Annotated in this window: 20 protein-coding genes and 1 tRNA gene; 9 read left to right on the top strand and 12 right to left on the bottom strand. The window is 65.4% G+C overall.

The window, feature by feature from the left end:
* Positions 1-158 precede the first annotated feature (158 nt).
* Positions 159-232, bottom strand: a tRNA-Gln gene (locus tag HNS03_RS18340).
* Positions 233-446: 214 nt separating this feature from the next.
* Positions 447-827, bottom strand: coding sequence for a gamma-butyrobetaine hydroxylase-like domain-containing protein (locus tag HNS03_RS18335; RefSeq protein ID WP_367197417.1), 381 nt, complete (start codon positions 825-827; stop codon positions 447-449).
* A gap of 167 nt (positions 828-994) precedes the next feature.
* Here HNS03_RS18335 and moaA point away from each other — a divergent pair, with 167 nt between their 5' ends.
* Positions 995-2,026, top strand: coding sequence for a GTP 3',8-cyclase MoaA (moaA, locus tag HNS03_RS18330; protein WP_367197416.1), 1,032 nt, complete (start codon positions 995-997; stop codon positions 2,024-2,026).
* A gap of 164 nt (positions 2,027-2,190) precedes the next feature.
* Here moaA and HNS03_RS18325 read toward each other — a convergent pair whose 3' ends face one another.
* Positions 2,191-3,531: an aspartate aminotransferase family protein gene (locus tag HNS03_RS18325; protein ID WP_367197414.1), complete on the bottom strand. Its 1,341-nt coding sequence runs from the start codon at positions 3,529-3,531 to the stop codon at positions 2,191-2,193.
* A 179-nt stretch (positions 3,532-3,710) separates the two neighbouring features.
* On the opposite strand from HNS03_RS18325, the gene HNS03_RS18320 reads away from it, so the two are divergent.
* Positions 3,711-4,928: a multidrug effflux MFS transporter gene (locus tag HNS03_RS18320; protein WP_367197412.1), complete on the top strand. Its 1,218-nt coding sequence runs from the start codon at positions 3,711-3,713 to the stop codon at positions 4,926-4,928.
* Between the two features lie 47 nt (positions 4,929-4,975).
* Here the strand turns inward: HNS03_RS18320 and apbC are convergent, their stop codons facing one another.
* On the bottom strand, positions 4,976-6,139 hold the full coding sequence (gene apbC / locus HNS03_RS18315; RefSeq protein ID WP_367197410.1) for an iron-sulfur cluster carrier protein ApbC: 1,164 nt from the start codon (positions 6,137-6,139) through the stop codon (positions 4,976-4,978).
* Between the two features lie 123 nt (positions 6,140-6,262).
* Here apbC and mobA point away from each other — a divergent pair, with 123 nt between their 5' ends.
* Positions 6,263-6,895 carry a molybdenum cofactor guanylyltransferase MobA gene (gene mobA / locus HNS03_RS18310; protein WP_367197408.1) on the top strand — a complete coding sequence of 211 codons (633 nt, stop codon included), beginning with the start codon at positions 6,263-6,265 and terminating at the stop codon, positions 6,893-6,895.
* 9 nt (positions 6,896-6,904) lie between these two features.
* Here mobA and cutA read toward each other — a convergent pair whose 3' ends face one another.
* Positions 6,905-7,234: a divalent-cation tolerance protein CutA gene (gene cutA, locus HNS03_RS18305; RefSeq protein WP_367197406.1), complete on the bottom strand. Its 330-nt coding sequence runs from the start codon at positions 7,232-7,234 to the stop codon at positions 6,905-6,907.
* 96 nt (positions 7,235-7,330) lie between these two features.
* Here cutA and HNS03_RS18300 point away from each other — a divergent pair, with 96 nt between their 5' ends.
* The 3 genes from HNS03_RS18300 (at position 7,331) to HNS03_RS18290 (ending at position 9,573) form a co-directional block, all read left to right on the top strand.
* On the top strand, positions 7,331-8,110 hold the full coding sequence (locus HNS03_RS18300; RefSeq protein ID WP_367197404.1) for an NAD kinase: 780 nt from the start codon (positions 7,331-7,333) through the stop codon (positions 8,108-8,110).
* A gap of 103 nt (positions 8,111-8,213) precedes the next feature.
* Positions 8,214-8,681, top strand: a complete 468-nt coding sequence (locus tag HNS03_RS18295) for a MaoC family dehydratase (protein ID WP_367197402.1) — start codon at positions 8,214-8,216, stop codon at positions 8,679-8,681.
* Positions 8,682-8,694: 13 nt separating this feature from the next.
* Entirely contained in the window at positions 8,695-9,573 is an 879-nt protein-coding gene (locus tag HNS03_RS18290; protein ID WP_367197400.1) for a CoA ester lyase, read from the top strand.
* Between the two features lie 31 nt (positions 9,574-9,604).
* On the opposite strand, the gene HNS03_RS18285 is transcribed toward HNS03_RS18290, so the two are convergent.
* Complete coding sequence (locus HNS03_RS18285) at positions 9,605-10,180, bottom strand: nitroreductase (protein ID WP_367197399.1); 576 nt, start codon at positions 10,178-10,180, stop codon at positions 9,605-9,607.
* 177 nt (positions 10,181-10,357) lie between these two features.
* Between HNS03_RS18285 and HNS03_RS18280 the strand changes: the two genes are divergently transcribed.
* Positions 10,358-11,446, top strand: a complete 1,089-nt coding sequence (locus HNS03_RS18280) for a hypothetical protein (RefSeq protein ID WP_367197398.1) — start codon at positions 10,358-10,360, stop codon at positions 11,444-11,446.
* A gap of 10 nt (positions 11,447-11,456) precedes the next feature.
* Here the strand turns inward: HNS03_RS18280 and HNS03_RS18275 are convergent, their stop codons facing one another.
* The 4 genes from HNS03_RS18275 to HNS03_RS18260 form a co-directional block, all read right to left on the bottom strand.
* Positions 11,457-12,278: a GNAT family N-acetyltransferase gene (locus HNS03_RS18275; RefSeq protein WP_367197397.1), complete on the bottom strand. Its 822-nt coding sequence runs from the start codon at positions 12,276-12,278 to the stop codon at positions 11,457-11,459.
* Positions 12,279-12,375: 97 nt separating this feature from the next.
* A complete protein-coding gene (gene thrS / locus HNS03_RS18270) occupies positions 12,376-14,370 on the bottom strand; it encodes a threonine--tRNA ligase (protein WP_367197395.1) in 1,995 nt (664 codons plus the stop codon).
* Between the two features lie 141 nt (positions 14,371-14,511).
* Positions 14,512-14,913 carry a membrane protein insertion efficiency factor YidD gene (gene yidD, locus HNS03_RS18265; protein WP_367197393.1) on the bottom strand — a complete coding sequence of 134 codons (402 nt, stop codon included), beginning with the start codon at positions 14,911-14,913 and terminating at the stop codon, positions 14,512-14,514.
* A gap of 5 nt (positions 14,914-14,918) precedes the next feature.
* On the bottom strand, positions 14,919-15,371 hold the full coding sequence (locus tag HNS03_RS18260) for an iron-sulfur cluster assembly scaffold protein (protein ID WP_367197391.1): 453 nt from the start codon (positions 15,369-15,371) through the stop codon (positions 14,919-14,921).
* A 243-nt stretch (positions 15,372-15,614) separates the two neighbouring features.
* Here HNS03_RS18260 and folE point away from each other — a divergent pair, with 243 nt between their 5' ends.
* Positions 15,615-16,223, top strand: coding sequence for a GTP cyclohydrolase I FolE (folE, locus tag HNS03_RS18255; RefSeq protein ID WP_367197462.1), 609 nt, complete (start codon positions 15,615-15,617; stop codon positions 16,221-16,223).
* A gap of 1 nt (position 16,224) precedes the next feature.
* Complete coding sequence (gene hisI / locus HNS03_RS18250; protein WP_367197390.1) at positions 16,225-16,662, top strand: phosphoribosyl-AMP cyclohydrolase; 438 nt, start codon at positions 16,225-16,227, stop codon at positions 16,660-16,662.
* A gap of 26 nt (positions 16,663-16,688) precedes the next feature.
* Here the strand turns inward: hisI and HNS03_RS18245 are convergent, their stop codons facing one another.
* The gene (locus HNS03_RS18245) at positions 16,689-17,120 is read right to left on the bottom strand and encodes a CBS domain-containing protein (protein ID WP_367197389.1); all 432 of its coding nucleotides are present in this window, start codon (positions 17,118-17,120) and stop codon (positions 16,689-16,691) included.
* Positions 17,121-17,412: 292 nt separating this feature from the next.
* Positions 17,413-18,219: a rhomboid family intramembrane serine protease gene (locus tag HNS03_RS18240; RefSeq protein ID WP_367197388.1), complete on the bottom strand. Its 807-nt coding sequence runs from the start codon at positions 18,217-18,219 to the stop codon at positions 17,413-17,415.
* Positions 18,220-18,346 lie beyond the last annotated feature (127 nt).

Here is an 18,346-nt window from a genome sequence, read left to right as displayed (position 1 = left end):
GCGCATCAATGAGCTAGTCGGTGTGCAGAGTTCAGCGCATGGACCCGCCACATATTGCAAAAGCCCAGGCGGAGCCGAAGGAAAGCCCCCTCACAACCGATGCGATGGCAGATTCGCAAATGTGAGCTGGAAAGCGGCGGCGCTATCAGGCGGGCGAGTGGCTGGGGGACCAGGATTCGAACCTGGACTAACGGAGTCAGAGTCCGCTGTTCTACCGTTAAACTATCCCCCACCGCTGGCGCGGTGACCGTCCAGAGCCTTTTGCCGGAGAGCGTTTTGCTCTCGTCGGGAAAGACCTGAACCGGCGGCTCAGGACCGGCGTCGACCGATCCGGATGTAACGAGAGGGCGTTCCTAAAACAAGATCGTTCGGAAGGGAACCGCTTGGCGGAGAAAAATTGTGGGTGATCCCCAAAACACCGCACTCCCGTCTTTTTCAGGCTTTGATCACAGCGCTCCCGGCCGATCCCGCGCCAGCCCCTTCGCCTCCAGTTCGGTCAGATAGTCCTGCCAGATCCGATCGTGGTCGCGCGCAAGTTCCGCCAGATAGCGAAACGTGTAGATGCCGGTCGAATGGCCGTCGGCGAACACCAGGCGGACGGCATAGTTCCCCACCGGCTCGATCGCCGAGATCGTCACGTCGCGTTTGCCGCCGACGGTCTTGCGCTCGCTCGGCGTGTGGCCTTTGACCTCCGCCGATGGCGACTGCACCCGCAGATATTCCGCCGCAAGCTCGGAAGTTGAACCGTCGTCCCAGGTGATCGCAAGGGTCTGCCGGCCCTTCTTCAAGCGCAGCTCGGACGGCCAGGCGGAAAGTGTTGCGGTCATCGGCGCTTGCTCCATCCGGTTTCGAATTCGACCGATTTGAATACGGCCCCTCCCCTTGTCCCATCCGGGGATCGCCGTCATATTCGCGTGTATATTGCGCTTTCGCGTTGGCAGGGCCAGTCCCTCGCCGACATGACCGCATCTGGAGCAAGGGACTGCCGCGTCAAATGGGTGAGATCGGCTTTCGACATTCCGACACCGCGCGCCCGGCGCTGATCGACCCGTTCGCACGGGCGATCACGTATCTGCGCGTGTCGGTGACCGACCGGTGCGATTTCCGCTGTGTCTATTGTATGGCGGAGAACATGACGTTCCTGCCAAAGCGCGACCTCCTGACCCTGGAGGAGCTCGATCGGCTGTGCTCCGCCTTTGTCGCGCGCGGCGTGCGCAAGCTGCGGCTGACCGGCGGCGAGCCGCTAGTGCGGCGCAACCTGCTCGATCTCATCAACTCGCTCTCGCGGCACCTGAAATCCGGCGCGCTTTCGGAGCTGACGCTCACCACCAATGGCTCGCAGCTTTCCCGCTTCGCCGACGATTTGCGCGCGGCCGGTGTCCGCCGTCTCAATGTCTCGCTCGACACGCTCGATCCGGACCGCTTCAAGTCCATTACGCGTTGGGGCCAGTTCGGCAAGGTGATGGATGGCCTGCGCGCCGCGGAGGAAGCCGGGCTGCAGGTTAAGATCAACATGGTGGCGTTGCGCGACGTCAACGCCGATGAGATCGAGACCATGCTGCGCTTCTGCCACGAGCGCGGCTACGATTTGACGATGATCGAGACGATGCCGCTGGGCGACATCGAAGGCGACCGCACCGACCAGTTCCTGCCGCTCTCGGAGGTCCGCCGCTCCCTGGAGCAGCGCTACACGCTGACCGACCTGCCAGACCGCACCGGCGGGCCGGCGCGTTATGTCCGCGTGGAGGAAACCGGCGGACGGCTCGGCTTCATCACGCCGATGACCCACAATTTCTGCGAGTCGTGCAACCGGGTGCGGCTGACCTGCACCGGCACGCTGTTCATGTGCCTCGGCCACGAGGACGCTGCGGACCTACGTGCCCCATTGCGAGCGTCGGAAGGCGACGAACTCCTGCACGCGGCGATCGACGCGGCCATCGCCCGCAAGCCGGAAGGCCACGATTTCGTGATTGATCGCGGTCAGGCACCAGCCGTTTCCCGCCATATGTCGATGACAGGCGGCTGAGGGGAATCCAGTTCGCCTGAATATGCGTCCCGCCAGCGCGCGACCTCGCCCCGGCCGGAGGCTGCGCCCGCGCAGCCGCGAGCAAGGCGAGCCGGCGGGAGCGATAAACATATTCCGACGCGTTTTCGGACGGAAAACCGGTTCCCACTTGTGCCGGAAACGATTTATCCGCACGCACGGATGGCGGACACGACCGCATCCAGCCCCCATGCCAGATCCGATTCCGCAATCGTAAGCGGCGGGCAGAGCGTGACCACCGTTCCTCCGCCCACCTTGAAGCTGACACCGGCGTCGAGTGCGGCGTAGAGTACCCGATCGGCCCGGTCCGGGCTGTCGAGTTCGACCGCAAGCGCCAGCCCGACACCGCGCACCGCCCTCGCCTGTTCCAGATCCATCAGTCCGTCGCGTAGCCGCCCAAGGGCCTCTGCCCCGAGCCGCATGGCGCGGGAGCACAGCCCTTCTCCGTCGACGACGTGAAGTGCGGCGAGCCCGGCGGCGCAGGCAACCGGGCTCTTTTCGTGGGTGTAGTGGCCGATGGCCTGGTCGCCGGCGACATCCAGATCGCCACGGGCAAGCAGTGCGGCAAGCGGCATGGTGCCGCCGCCGAGCCCCTTCCCCAGGACGAGCATGTCCGGCACCGCGCCGGCTTGCTCGGTGAAAAAGAAAGTGCCGGTGCGCCCAAGCGCGCTTGGGATCTCGTCAAAGATCAGTAGCGCGCCATGTCGATCGCAAGACGCGCGAACGCGGGCCCAAAAGCCAGGCGGTGGCGGCTCCAGCGTGGTCCAGCGCATGGGCTCGGCAACGACGGCCGCCACATCTCCCTGAACCTCCAAAACATAGTCGATATAGTCGGCGAGCCGCTCGGGCGCCCGCGCATCGTCGCCGAAGAAGCGCCTTGCCAAGGCCGGCGGCGGCACGTGTTCGGCTCCCGGCAGCAGGGGCCCCGCCTCCTGCCGGAAGATCGCCTCGCCGCCGACGGAGATCGTATCGAGATTGGCACCATGGAAGGCGTCCCACATCGACAGCGTCTTGTGGCGCCCGGTCGCGGTGCGCGCGAGCTTCAACGCCATGGAGACCGCCGCCGCCCCGCTCGGCGCGAACAGCACCTTCTTGAGTGCGCCCGGCGCCTTCTGCACCAGCGCCTCGGCGAACTCGACCGCCGGGCGATTGGTGTAACGACGGGGCGCGAACGGCAGCCGCTCCAGCGTCTCGCGGATCGCGGCGACCACAGCGGGATGGCCATGGCCGAGCTGGTGCACCGAATTGCCGTGAAAATCGAGAATGCGGCGGCCGGTGAGATCGACGAGCCACGGGCCCTCGGCCGCCTCAAGCGCCGTCAGGCAGGGCGTCGACAAGCTTTGATGCAGAAACACGACCGCGTCGCGGGCGACGAGATTCGCCGCCTCGGGCCCGACATTGCGAGCCTGCCAATCGGCCCGACGCGGCGAGGTGTTGAGATCCCCTTCCGCGTTTGCCGTGCCGTTCGGCTTGGGTGGGACGGCCATGGTGGCGACACTCCGGACAGCTTTCTTGGTCCCTGCACGGCGGGAACCATCGAATGTCCCGATAGCGAACCGAGCCAATGGTTTCATGACAGCATCGTGTCGCCGGACGCCCTTACTGTTGTTGGCACACGAGGCGAATACGGCTTGCCAAGCCCGCGGCGGGCTGCCAAAGCCAACTCATGAGCTCTTCTTTTCAGGCCCCCCAGCATCCGAAACCACCCGCGCTCATCGTCCTGATCCTGGTTTCGACCATGCAGCCGGTGGCCGTGAACATGTACGTGCCGTCGCTGCCGGGCATGGAGCTTGCGCTTCAGACCGACGCGACGATGGTCCAGCTCACCATCACCGCCTATCTCGCAGCGACCGCGATCGGTCAGCTCATCATGGGGCCGCTTTCCGACCGATTCGGGCGCCGGCCGGTGTTGCTCGTCGGCATGGTGCTCTACGTTATCGGCAGCCTTGCCTGCGCGATGGCGGAAAGCATCGGCACGCTGCTGATTGCCCGGATGATCCAGGCGATTGGCGGCAGCGCGGGGCTTTCGCTCGCCCGGGCAATCGTGCGCGACACCTCCGATCGGGCCAGCGCGGCCGGGCGAATCGGCTATCTCAACATGGGCATGGCCATCGCCCCGGTTCTGGCGCCCGCCATCGGCGGGCAGCTCGACCAGGCCTTCGGCTGGCGCGCGGCGTTCGAGGTAATGACCGTGTTCGGCGGCCTCATTCTGCTCGTGGCCTTCTTCTCGTTGCCTGAAACGCGCACCGCCAGCGCGGAAACCTCCTCGTTCAAGGCGTGGCTGAAGGGCAGCGGCCAGCTCTTGCGCATGCGCGCCTTCTGGGTGTTCGCCGGCACGCTGATGCTGCTGTCTTGCACCTTCTTCGCGCTGGTGTCGGGCGGGCCGTACGTCGCGATTCGGGTGATGGGGATCAGCCCTGGCGCGTTCGGCTTCTATTTCATGCCGCTGGTGGTCGGTTACGTGTTCGGCAACTTCGTCACCGGCCGGTTCGGTGCGCGGATCGGGATCTCCCGCATGATCACCATCGGCAACCTGTTGTCGATCGTCGGGATCCTGATCGCCGTCGCCCTGCATTTGGCCGGCGTGCACCATCCGCTCGCTCTGTTCGCCCCGCTCAGCATCACCGGGCTCGGCAACGGGTTTTCGCTGCCGAACGCCATTGCCGGCGCCGTCAGCGTCCATCCGGATCTGGCGGGCGCGGCCTCGGGCACCGCCGGCGCGCTTCAGGTCGGCGGCGGCGCGGTCGCGACCGTGCTGGTCGGGCGCATGTTCGACATGGAGATGTTCGCCGGCACACCGTGGCCGATGTTCATCCCCATGATCGTCGGCGTCCTTGCCGCCCTCGTCCTCGGTCTCTTTGCTCGCGATCGGATGCTGCAGTAGCGAGCAGGTTTCCAGGCGAACCGGTTCCCACTCCGCCTGGAATGACCCTAGTCCTCCACCACGATGCGCGGTTGCGGACGTGCCGCCGCCTGGGCCTGGTCCAGGCCTTCCAACACGCCGTCCGCCACGGCCATGAAGGCCTGCGCCTGAGGGCTGTCCGGTTCCGCGATCACGATCGGCGTGCCCGCATCGGACCGCTCGCGAATCGACATGTGCAACGGAATTTCGCCGAGGAAGCGCGCGTGCAGCCGCTCCGCCTCGGTGCGCGCGCCGCCGGTGCCGAACACGTCCGAGCGCTCGCCGCAGTGTGGGCAGATGAAATGGCTCATATTCTCGATGATGCCCAGGATCGGCACATCGACCTTTTCGAACATGGCAAGGCCCTTGCGGGCATCGATCAGCGCAAGATCCTGCGGCGTCGAGACGATCACCGCACCGGCGAGCGGCACGTTCTGGGCGAGCGTGAGCTGGGTGTCGCCGGTGCCCGGCGGCATGTCGACCACCAGCACGTCCAGATTGCCCCAGGCCACATCCCTCAGCATCTGGGTCAGCGCGGACACGACCATCGGGCCGCGCCAGATCATCGGGGCTTCGGGATCCACCAGGAAGCCGATCGACATCACCTCGATCCCGTGCGCCTCCAGCGGCTTGATGCGCTTGTCTTCCAGGGTCTGCGGTTTCGACGTGATGCCTAGAAGCCGTGGCATCGAGGGGCCGTAGATATCGGCATCGAGCACGCCGACGGAGAGCCCCTTGCGGGCAAGCGCGCAGGCGAGATTCACCGCCGTGGTGGATTTGCCGACGCCGCCCTTGCCAGAGGCGACCGCAATCACCGCGCCGATCCCCGGTACCGGTCCCGACCGCCCGGACGATTGACCGCCACCGCCCGGCGCCTGGGCCGGACCTCGATTTGGGGGCTGCGCGGGGCGCTGCGGCTGTGCAGGCTGCCCTTGCCCCGGCGCGCGTTCCGCTGTCAGCGCCACCATCACCCGCTCGACGCCCGACATGGCTTTCACCGTTTCCTCCGCGCGCTTGCGCAGCGGCTCCAGCGTATGGGCGCGGTCGGCCGGCACCGTGATGGAAAAGGCCACGCGTCCGTCCGACACGTAGATATCCGAGACGAGACCGAGCGAGATGAGGTCGCCCGATCCGTCCGGCCCCTCGATCGTGGCAAGGCGCTCGCGCACTGCCTCCTTTGTCGGCGTTGCCATCTTGGCTTTCCTGCCTTTCAGTGGCCACTTCATGTGGATTTCGTCCTGACATCGCGGGCGAGACGCCGCACGTTTGCGGCCTCGCCTCATCCGACTGACTTAGAGATCTTTGAAACACGATCAATGCTGCGAGACCAGAACCAGGATCCGGCCGCACCGCCTGGAGTCATCATCGCCGGCGGCCTCGGCAGCCGGATCGGCGGCAACAAGCCGTTTGCCGAGCTTCGCGGAGAGCCGCTGCTGGCCCATATGATCGACCGGCTCGCCCCCCAATGCGGCGCTCTCGCGATCAACGTTGCGGAGACCGATCCGATGATCGCGCAGTTCGGACTGCCCCTGATTCGCGACCCGGACGACAGCCGGCCGGGCCCGCTGGCCGGCATCGCCACCGCGCTCCGCTGGGCCCGCGACGCGCTAGAGGCCGAGCGTGTGGTGACCGTGCCGGTCGACGCCCCGTTGCTCCCGCCGGATTTCGTCGCCCGTTTGCTCGCATCCTCCGGCCCTGCCCGGATCGCGCGGTCGGCCGGCCAGCCGCATCCGGTCGCCGCCCTGTTCGATGTCGCGCTTCTGGATGGCCTGGAGACATTTCTGAAGCAGGACAGACGCCGCGCCATGATGGGCTGGCTCGATCGCGTCGGTGCGACGATAGTCGATTTCGATCCGGTGGTCGTCGGCGGGGAAATGGTCGACCCGTTCTTCAACGTCAACACGACGACCGATCTGGAAAGAGCGGAGAGGCTCCTCAGCAAGCGCTGAGCGCTCCCGTCAGCCGTCCGCCGTCTCCGCCGCGATCCACGCCAGGAACGGCACGGACCCGCCGACCACCGGAAGCGCCACCACGGCCGGCGTGTCGTAGGGATGGTGTTCCACGATCGCCGCGGTGACCTTGTCGATCAGCGCGCGGCGGGTCTTCACGATCATCGCCACTTCGGCCTCGTCGGCAATCTCGCCCTCCCAACGGAATACGGAGACCATTCCGGGCAGAATGTTCGTGCAGGCCGCCAGATTATTTCGCACCAGATGGCCGCCGATCGCCTTTGCGCTCTCAAGATCGGGACAGGTGGTGTAGATCAGAGTCGTCTCGCTCTCCGGCATGGCCGCTCCTTGCTTGCCCTCAATGACTTCCCACGACGTTGGCAGGCGGCTAAGCGCATGCTAGGCACGCCAAACTCGCCGCCGGACACCTCCGCCATGACCGAGCCTCGTTCCACCGCAAAAATCGCGTTCGTCGCAAGCCCCACCGACGAGGCCGAGGCCGCGCGGGCGGAACTCGTCGCCCGCTACGGCGACATCCCGGCGGACGAAGCGGACGTGATCGTCGCGCTTGGCGGCGACGGCCTGATGCTGACCACGCTGCACCGCTTCATGAACACCGGCAAGCCGATCTACGGTCTCAACCGCGGCTCGGTCGGCTTCCTGATGAACGAGTATCGGGTCGACGGTCTGCACGAGCGCATCGATGCCGCCGTAACCACGGCGATCCGCCCGCTTCTAATGACTGCCCGCGATGTCTACGGCGCGGAACACACCGCCCGGGCAATCAATGAAGTCTCGCTTCTGCGCCAGACCCATCAGGCCGCGAAGCTGCGCATTTCCATCGACAAGCGCGTGCGGCTCGAGGAATTGATCTGCGATGGCGTGCTGGTCTCCACACCGGCCGGATCCACTGCCTATAACCTCTCCGCCCACGGCCCGATCCTGCCGATCTACGCCCCGCTGCTTGCGCTGACCCCGATCAGCGCGTTCCGGCCGCGGCGCTGGCGCGGCGCCCTGTTGCCGAACCACGTGACCGTGCGGATGGAAATCTGCGAGGCGGCAAAGCGGCCGGTGGCGGCAGCCGCCGATCACGTGGAGATCCGCTCGGTCGTGGAAGTCGAGGTGGCGGAAGACGTGAAATCGAAGAGCCTCGTGATGTTCGATCCCGATCATAGCTGGGACGAGCGCATTCTGGCCGAGCAGTTTCGATACTGAGACAGTTGCAGTTGCCGTCATCCAGGCGATTGATCACACTCCGGCTTAAACCACGCGGAGGGAGGACGTCCGCGGGACCGGAACGACTGTCAGGCGAGGGAATATGTCGGATCGCGGTGGGCTCTATCTGGAGGATTTCGTCGTCGGCACGGTCTATCGGCACACGCTGCGCCGCACCGTCACCGAAGCCGACAACATGTTGTTCTCCAACATGACGCTGAACCCGCAGCCACTGCACATCGATCGCCACTATTGCGAGACGGAGACGGATTGGGGCCAGCCGCTGGTCAACAGCCTCTTCACGCTAGGGCTTCTGGTCGGCATTTCCGTGAGCGATCTCACCGTCGGCACCACGATTGCCAACCTCGCCATGAGCGAAGTCCGCTTCCCCGCACCCGTCTTCCACGGCGATACGATCCGCGCGGAGACGGTGGTGCTCGGCAAGCGCGAATCGAAATCACGGCCGAACGCCGGGATCCTGGAACTCGAGCACACCGCCTACAATCAGAACGATGTCGCCGTCGCCATTTCCAAACGAACCGTGATGGTCCGCCGCAAGCCGCAGACGTGAGACGAGCGCTGCCATGCGTTCGCTCCTTTTCGTGCCTGGCGACAGCCACCGGAAGATGGACAAGGCGCTCATCAGCGGCGCTGACGTCCTGATCCTCGACCTGGAGGACTCCGTCGCCGCCAGCGCCAAAGACGCGGCACGGCGCAGCGTTGCGGACTTTCTGTCCGCCATCGTCGCCGAACGCGCCCGCCCACGCCTCGTGGTTCGGGTGAACGCGTACGACACAGGTCTGACCGACGCCGATCTCGATGCCGTGATGGCCGCCAGACCCGACGGCGTGATGCTGCCCAAGGCCGGCGGCGGGCCCGATGTAACCCGGCTCGACGCCAAGCTCGCCGTGCGGGAGGCGGAGCACGATCTCGCCGACGGCGCCACGGAAATCCTGGTTGTGGCGACGGAAACCGCCGGCGCACTGTTTCAGCTCGACAGCTACCGAGACGCCAGTTCGCGGCTGCGCGGACTTGCCTGGGGCGGAGAAGATCTGTCGGCAGACCTCGGCGCCACGAGCACGCGGGCGGACGACGGCAGCTTCACCGACCCGATCCGGATGGCAAGATCGCTTTGCCTGGCCGGTGCGGTCCATGCCGGCGCCGCCCCGATCGACGCGGTCTATACCAATTTCCGCGATCTCGATGGGTTGGTGGCGGAAGCGCGCGACGCCGCTCGCGACGGATTCACGGCCAAGATGGCGATCCACCCCGCCCAGGTGCCGGCAATCAACGCCGCCTTCACGCCCAGCTCCGAGGCGATCGAAGCCGCGCGGCGCATCGTTGCCGCCTTTGCCGCCAACCCCGATGCCGGCGTGGTCGGGATCGATGGGGAGATGGTCGACCGGCCGCATTTGCGACGCGCCGAGCGCATCCTGGAACGCGCCCGGCTGGCGGAGACGTAGAAAGCCGACCTATCGCAAAGACCGGGGCGAACTAGCCCTTCGGCGCCCAGCGGGTCGTCAGGCCTTCGACATCCGGACGCGCACGATCCATCGGGGCCCCCGCTGCGGTCCCAATATGGACAAAGCCGGCAATCTGCTCGCTCGGCTCCAGATCGAGCATCTTCAGCACCTCCGGATCGAAGGCGAACCACTCCGTGATCCACTGGGCCGCAAAGCCGTGCCCATAGGCGGCATGAACCAGGTTCAGACAGACCGCGCCCGCCGACAGGATCTGCTCCCATTCCGGGATCTTCGGATGCGGGCCGGCGCAGCTCACCACCCCGACCACCAGGGGCGCGTGCGCGAATCGGTTGCGCTCGCGCGTCAGCAGATCGTCGCCGGCGTTGGAGTCCCGCGATTTGACGATCTCTGCCAGCGCTTCGCCGAAGGCCAGCCGATTGTCGCCCTCGAACAGGATGAACCGCCAGGGCGCGAGCTTACCGTGGTCGGGAACGCGGGCGGCGATCGTCAGCATGTCCTGTAGGGTCTCCGCATCGGGTCCCGGCGCGGACAGATTGGCAGCGGGAACCGAGCGACGGGTCCGCAGATGGGTCAACAGGTCGGTCATTTACGGGATGTGTCCTATGAAGTCTCTGATTCCCGGGCTCGGAAACGGGCCGGAGGAAGGCAAATGGGGATCAGGTTTCGGGCGTGGCAATGGGCTCAAGGCTTGTGGCCACGATATCGACATCGTATTCAGGATCTAAATGGGATCGTACGAGACGAAAAGGACGGAGGCGGCTGGATGGCTGCGATCCGTCGACGCAATGCGAACGAGGATTTGGCGGAGATGAAGCTGAAAGCGACCGGACGATTGGCAGCGGTCGCCGCGCTCCTCCTGGCGCTGGCCGCACCGGCACTGGCCGCAGATGTCCCCGTGCCAAAAGCGAAGCCCGATCCGAACGCGCCCGAGCGTCCCCTGCCGGACTTTTCCACCGTCTCGAATTTCCCGATGCTGAACAGCCCGGAGTTCAGCGCCGCAATCTCCCAATATGCCCCGCCGGCCGGCATCGACACCGGCACCCCCTCCGACCAGGAAACCGCGCTTTATCTCATCGCCAAGCTGACGGAGACGGGGCGGCCGCTCGACAATGGCGTGCATTGGCGCGTGTTCGGCGTGATTCCCGATGCCGATGGCCGGCTGCCGCTGATCGCCGAACGTGTCGGCGGCGACGCTGATTTCCGCCTAAAGCCGGGCCGCTATATCGTGCACGCCGCTTTCGGCCGCGCGACCGCCGCCAAGCGCGTGGACCTCTTCCGCGACGTCCAGACGGAAACCTTCTCGCTGAATGCCGGCGGCCTGCAGCTCAGCGCCGTCATGGATCCGGACGGGACGGCACCGAGAGAGCCGCTCACCTTTTCGATCTACGAGCCGAACGAAGGCTTTCCGGACGGACGCCGCCTGATCGCGGAGGCCAGCCCGAACGAGGTGGTTCCCCTCGCCGCCGGCACCTATCACGTCGTCAGCCACTATGGCGGCGTGAATGCCGTTCGCCGGGCGGATCTGGAAGTGAAGCCCGGCAAGGTGGTCGAGGCGACCATGCGCCACCGCGCCGCCTCGGTGACGCTCAAGCTGGTGGATCAGGAAGGCGGCGAAGCGCTCGCCGACACGGCCTGGACGGTCTACACCCCCGGCGGCGACATCGTGGTGGAAAGCGTCGGCGCGTTCCCGAGTTTCGTCCTGGCCGCCGGCGACTATTCGGTCGTGGCCAAGAACCGCGACCAGATTTACAGCCGCAACTTCACCGTCTCGCCCGGCAGCGATCGCGATGTGGAAGTTCTTGCCAATGCCGCGACGGCGGCCACTGCAGCCGCAACCACGACAACCCAGTAGCCAAGCCCCCTCAAGGCGCAACGCGATTTGGTGGAAGGCGATAATGGTAGCGATACAAGCGGCCGAAGCCGAGCCGGTCGTAGAGCCTTAACGCCCCGACATTTGCCTCTGCGACTTGAAGATAGGCTTGGCGAGCGCCAATCGCTTGCCCCCAGGCCATCAGCGCATCGATCAGCGACCGGCCAAGCCCCTGGCCCCGGTACCGTTCCGCAACGACCAGATCGAACAACCCCACGGCCCCGCGCTCATAAACGGCTAAGCCGTACCCCACCGCACTGCCGGCCCTCCGCATGGTTGCAAACGCGGCCGGCATGACGATTGCGCGAACGATGGCCTCATGGGCCGCCGCATCTCGTTCCGTCAGCCCGAGCATTCCGGCAATGCCGCCAATCCACTCCGGCGTCGGGCGCGCTATCAGGACGACATCGCGGAGATCCGTTCCGCTCTTCACGGAATCGCCAAACGGCTCCAAGTGTTGGTTCTGGCGCAGTTCCGGACGGCGGACAGGCTTCGACACGATCGGAGCTGTGAGCAAGAGCGTTGGGCTGAAGACTGTGTAGCCGGCATCCGCAAGTGCGTTGTCCGCTTCGGTCGATGCCAGCGGCGTCATGCGAAAGAGAGGAGCAAGCCCGTTTTGGGAAAACAGCTCCTCGGCGAGTTCGCGGACACCATCGAACGGCGCGTTCGGAAGATAGGCGTTCACCGAGTTCGCGCGATTGGTATAGCCGTCCCCGAGCCGGAAAAGCCAGCCGCCGGACAGAACGCTGCGGCGGGTCGGCCAGGCATTGAAGCCGCGCTCCTCAAACGCCTGAATTGCGCTGGCATCGACCATAGTGGCGACCAACCATCTGCTTGGGACCGTGACGTCGAATCGGAAAGGCCGCACCCGTGGCAGGTGCGGCCTATCGTAAGCGATGTGGCGGCGCGGTTTACGCCGCCTGGACGGTTGCCAGAGCCCGCTTGAGATCCGGCGCCATCGCCTCTTCGCGGAGCGCTCCGATCGCCTCGCCCAGCGACATGGAGACCTGATCGCGCGAACCGAGCCGGCGCACGTTGACCGAGCCCTCTTCCGCCTCGCGCTGACCGACGACCAGGATCACGGGCACCTTGGCATGGCTGTGCTCGCGAATCTTGTAGTTGATCTTCTCGTTGCGGAGATCGGCGTGCACCTGCAGCCCGACCGCCTTCAGCTTCTCCGCGACCTCGTTCGCATAGCCGTCCGCGTCCGAAGTGATAGTCGCGACCACCACCTGAAGCGGCGCAAACCACAGCGGCAGATGGCCGGCGGAGTCTTCGATCAGGATGCCGAGAAAGCGCTCCATGGAGCCACAGATGGCCCGGTGGATCATCACCGGCTGCTTCTTCTCCGAGTCCTTGTCGATATAGAAGGCCCCGAACCGCTCCGGTAGGTTGAAGTCGACCTGGGTCGTCCCGCACTGCCACTCGCGGCCGATGGCGTCGCGCAGCGTGTATTCGAACTTCGGCCCGTAGAACGCGCCCTCGCCTTCCAAAATGCCGGTCTTGATGCGGCCGCTCGACTGCGCCGCGATCTGCTCCAGCACCTCCGCCATGATCTCTTCGGCATGATCCCAGTTCGCATCCGACCCGACGCGCTTCTCCGGCCGGGTGGAAAGCTTCACCGTGATCTCGTCGAAGCCGAAATCGGAGTAGGTCGACAGGATCAGGTCATTGATGCGCAGGCATTCGGCCGCGAGCTGGTCCTCGGTGCAGAAGACATGCGCATCGTCCTGGGTGAAGCCCCGCACGCGCATCAATCCGTGCAACGCGCCAGAGGGCTCGTAGCGGTGCACCGTTCCGAATTCCGCATATCGGATAGGTAGATCGCGGTAACTCTTCAGGCCATGCTTGAAGATCTGAACGTGACCCGGACAGTTCATCGGCTTGATGGCGAAGACCCGATGGTCGGCCTGCTCATCGTCCGGATGCGTGAAGCCGTAGGCCGACTTCACCGCAAACATATTTTCCTGGTACCAGCCCCAGTGGCCGGAGGTCTCCCAGAGGGCCTTGTCGAGGATCTGGGGCGCGTTGACCTCGTCGTACGTGCCTTCCAGCCGGCGGCGCATGTAGGAGACCAGGGTCTGGAACATGCGCCAGCCCTTGGCGTGCCAGAACACGACACCCGGCCCCTCCTCCTGGAAGTGAAAGAGGTCCATCTCGCGTCCGAGACGGCGATGATCGCGCTTCTCCGCCTCCTCCAGCATATGGAGATAGCCGTCGAGCTGCTGCTTGGAAGCCCAAGCCGTGCCGTAGATACGCGTCAGCATGGCGTTGTTGGAATCGCCACGCCAATAGGCGCCCGCCACCTTCATCAGCTTGAACGCCTCGCCGACCTTGCCGGTCGAGGGCATATGCGGGCCGCGGCAGAGGTCGAACCACTCGCCCTGCTTGTAGATCTTCACGTCCTGATCGTCAGGGATTGCGTCGACGAGCTCGACCTTGTAGGCCTCGCCCTTGTCGGCAAACACCCGCTTGGCCTCGTCGCGCGACCAGACTTCCTTGGTGAACGGGGCATCGCGCGCAATGATTTCGCGCATCTTCGCCTCGATCGCCGGCAGGTCGTCGGGGGTGAACGGCTCGTTACGGGCAAAGTCGTAGTAGAAGCCGTTCTCGATCACCGGACCGATGGTCACCTGGGTACCGGGATAAAGCTCCTGCACCGCCTCGGCCATCACGTGGGCCGCGTCATGGCGGATCAGCTCCAGCGCGCGGCCGTCGTCGCGGGTCACGATCTCGATCGCCGCATTGGAGCGGATCGGCTCGGACAGATCGGCAAGCGCGCCATCGAGCGCGACCGCAACCGCCTTCTTGGACAGGGATTTGGAGATCGACGCGGCGATATCCGCACCGGTCACGCCGGCATCGAATTCACGCACGGATCCATCGGGAAAGGTCAGATTGATCATCTTGTCTCCTTGCTCACTCACTGCCCACGAGCGCAGGTAAGCGTGTTGTTTGTCATGCCGGATATGACATCGGCTGTGTTGGTTTTCCAGCTTTTGGCGCCGACGATGCACAGGGTCAAGATCTGGCTTGCCCGGACCTTGTCAGCGATCCAACCGCGTCTTCGGGTCGATGTGCCCGCCTGTCCAACGACCGAACGCCCATGGCCGCCACCAGCGGCCGCCGGAATGGTCGGCGCGCTCCGGCACCGGATCGAAACCGGACGCACCGAACGGGTGACAGCGACACAACCGTGCCAGAGCCATCCATCCGCCAGCCCAGAAACCGTGGCGAACGATGGCCTCCTCGGCGTAGTGCGAGCACGTCGGCAAATAACGGCAATGGCGCCCAATGAACGGCGAGAGCGTGAGCTGGTAGGTTCGGATCAGGCCGCGCGCGATCCACACGCCGGGACCGTTGTGCCGCGCCGGCGCGGACTTGCCCGAGCGATGTCCGGAGCCGCGTTCGCCCTCGCCCGCCCTATCGCCTTCGCTCGCCGCACACATGGAGGTCAGGCAGTCGCCGCCTCGTCCTTCTGACGCGCTTCGATCTGGTCGACCGCATCCACCACGGCATCGAAGGTCAAAAGCGTGGAGGCATGGCGCGCCTTATGGTCGCGGACCGGCGCCAGGTAGGCGAGATCCGACCAGCGTCCGCCCGGTGGCGGGCCATTTTCCTTCAGCATCGACCGCATCTGCGCACGCACCTGACGCAGCTCATCGGGCGTGGAGCCGATGATCGTGCGTGCCATGATCGAAGATGAGGCCTGGCCGAGCGCGCATGCCTTCACATCGTGCGCGAAATCGCTGACAACCCCGTCCTTCAAGACGAGGTCGACCGTCACGGTCGATCCGCACAGGCGCGAGTGCGCCGTCGCGGTCGCATCCGGATGCTCGAGCCGTCCGAGCTTCGGAATATTGCCCGCGAATTCGAGAATTTTCTCGTTGTAGAGCTCGTCGATCATGTTCAAGCCTCGCCCGAGCCGGAGAACCCGAACCGCACACGGTCGGCCGGTCGCGTCCGGCCCTTCGTCTGCGTTTTCTCGCCGAAATGGCGGGTGGGCACCGGACCTCTGCCAACATATATGGGTTTGCGACGAAAACACCAAAGCCGGGTGGTGGCCTTGTTTTGGGATCAGCGGATCTGGTCCAATCCCGGTTCAAGCGCGTATGTTGCGCGACAAATGACGATGCAGGAAAGCCCGATCATGGATGCGATGGCCGACAAGATCTCGGCGGACGACGAACGGGTTCGGCCCTCCCGGGAGCAAGCGGAGGCCGCCGTTCGCACGCTGATCGCCTGGGCCGGCGACGACCCGACCCGCGAAGGACTTGCCGATACGCCGTCGCGCGTGGTGCGGGCTTATGGCGAATTGTTCGCAGGCTATGAGTCCGATGGTCGCGATGTGCTCGACCGCGTGTTCGAGGAGGTCGCGGGCTACGAGGACATGGTCCTGGTCAAGGACATTCCGTTCCACTCCCATTGCGAGCACCACATGCTGCCGTTCTTCGGCAATGCACACGTGGCCTACTATCCGCGCAACGGCGTGGTCGGGCTCTCCAAGATCGCGCGGCTGGTGGATGTCTATGCCCGTCGGTTGCAGACCCAGGAGACCATGACCTCGCAGATCGTCACCGCCATGCAGGACGCGCTCGATCCGCGCGGCGTCGCCGTGATGATCGAGGCGGAGCATATGTGCATGTCCATGCGCGGCATCGCAAAGGCCGGCAGCCGGACCGTGACCTCGCGCTTTTCCGGGATGTTTCTGGACAATCCGGCCGAACAGGCGCGCTTTCTGACGATGGTGCGCGGCTGAGATGATGGCGGATGACAGCGCGTTTGCGCCCCCCTTGTCCAAGTCGGCCCAGGACGAGGCGGCGGAGTTGCGCCCGCGCTTCGACGAGGCGGGGCTCGTCACCTGCGTCGTCACCGACGCCGACACCGGCGACGTGCTGATGGTCGCCCACATGAACGCCGAGGCGCTCGCCAAGACGATCGCGACCAAGATCGCCCACTATTGGAGCCGCTCGCGCCAGGCGCTCTGGCGCAAGGGCGACACCTCCGGCTCGGTTCAGAGCGTGACGGAGATGCGGGTCGACTGCGATCAAGACGCGGTCTGGATCAAGGTGCGTGTCGGCGGCTCCGGTGCGAGCTGCCACACCGGCCGCACGTCGTGTTTCTACCGACAGGTGCCGCTCGGCACGTCCGGCGAGGGGACGACGCCCCTCGCCTTCCTGGAGGCCGCTCCGGAATAGGCCAGCTCGATCGCAGGCCCCGGTCGTCAGGCGCTGGCGATATAGGTGCGCATTTCGGCCGCTTCCTGCTCGGCCTGGGCGATGCGGTGCTTCACCACGTCGCCGATGGAAATCACGCCCGCGAGCTTGCCGTCCTTGATGACGGGCAGATGGCGGAAGCGCCCGGCCGTCATGCGCTCCATGACGGTCGCGATGGTATCGTCGGGGGTGACCGTCACGACGGCACGGGTCATCAGTTGCCCGGCCGTCGAGTGCAATGCCTCCGCACCATGGGCGGCGCAAGCCCGCACGATATCGCGCTCCGATAGGATGCCGGAAAGCGCACCGTCGGCACCGGCAATGACGACGGCACCGATCTTGTACTCGGCCAGCCGCCTACACACCGCAGCGATCGTATCGCTCTCGCTCGCGGTGACGGTATCGTGACCCTTGTCGGCCAGAATCGCGGCAACGGTCATGGATGCCTCCCTTCGCACGCCATCTGTTGTCGTCCCCAAGCCCCCTGCGACATTTTATCCTGACGCCGAAACAAGGCGGAAAATCGATCCCGGACAAGTTTCGGCGTGGCGCGAGCAGTGTCAGAGCCGCAAGGCGCCCAGTCCACGAGCGTGCGCATGGACCGGACGGACAATGATGCCATCCCTGTTGGCGCACACAAGCTGGAATTGAACGAAGGCGAAGGTTCGCGTCGGGACGCGTCGGGCGAAGAGCAGGACCCGTTTTCCGCGATACCGGCGCGACAGGACCGGCTCAGCCTGGGCGAGAGGTCCAGCGATGAGCCGCGGTCGCATTTCCCGAGGGGCCGACCGGATCGAACATGCGGAACAGGAACAAGCCCGCCAGGAAGCCGCCGATATGGGCCTCCCAGGCGACCGTGCCATCGACACCGATCAGCGAGCTCGAACCCAGCCCGACCAGAAGGTTGATCCCGAACCAGACCGCAACGAAGATCATCGCGCGGGGATTGCGGATCGTCTCAGCGAGGCTGTCGGCAGGAATCTGGTAGGCGCGCTCGTCGCCGATTCTGAGAACGCCAAGCGGGCCGCCGAGCTGGAACACGAACCGCGCCGCTGCCGCCATCTGGCCCGAGATCGCCGCCGAGGCACCGACCACCGGCACCATATCTCCGAAATGGACCGCCAGATGCACGGCCGCGCCGACGATCGCACAGACGGCGGAAAAGGCCAAAAAGCGCACCGTGCCGAACCGGCGCGCGAGCGCGCTGCCAAAAGCGACGAGCCACAGCGCGTTCACCAGCAGATGGGTGACGCTGCCGTGCAGAAAGGCATAGGTCAGGAAGGTCCAGACCGCCGCGCCCGTGTTCAGCATCGACCAGAGCCCGGCACCGCCTCCATTGCCGGAGAGGTAGAAGGAAAAGACATCGCCGGCATAGCGCGCCGGGATGAAGGCGAACAGGATCAGGACGCCGATGTCCTGCTCATAGGTCAGAAGCGTCGTGCGGACGATGTGGATGACCACCAGCACGGCCGTCAGCCAGACCACCGTCGACGGGATCGTGAACATCGGCTCGCCACGGTCGGAGCGCGAAAAAGTCATGAGGTGATCGGTCGTCCTTGCGGAACCGGGAAGAAAGGGCGGTGGCGCGACCACGCTTTACCGGCGCTGCCGCACGGGACCTGCAGTCGCTCGTATCTTTCTGGTTTCTAGGCCGCCCACCGGCTTG

It is taken from the genome of Amorphus sp. 3PC139-8, from assembly GCF_040750475.1.
GTDB lineage: Bacteria > Pseudomonadota > Alphaproteobacteria > Rhizobiales > Amorphaceae > Amorphus.
This window is presented reverse-complemented; position numbering and strand designations above follow the sequence as displayed.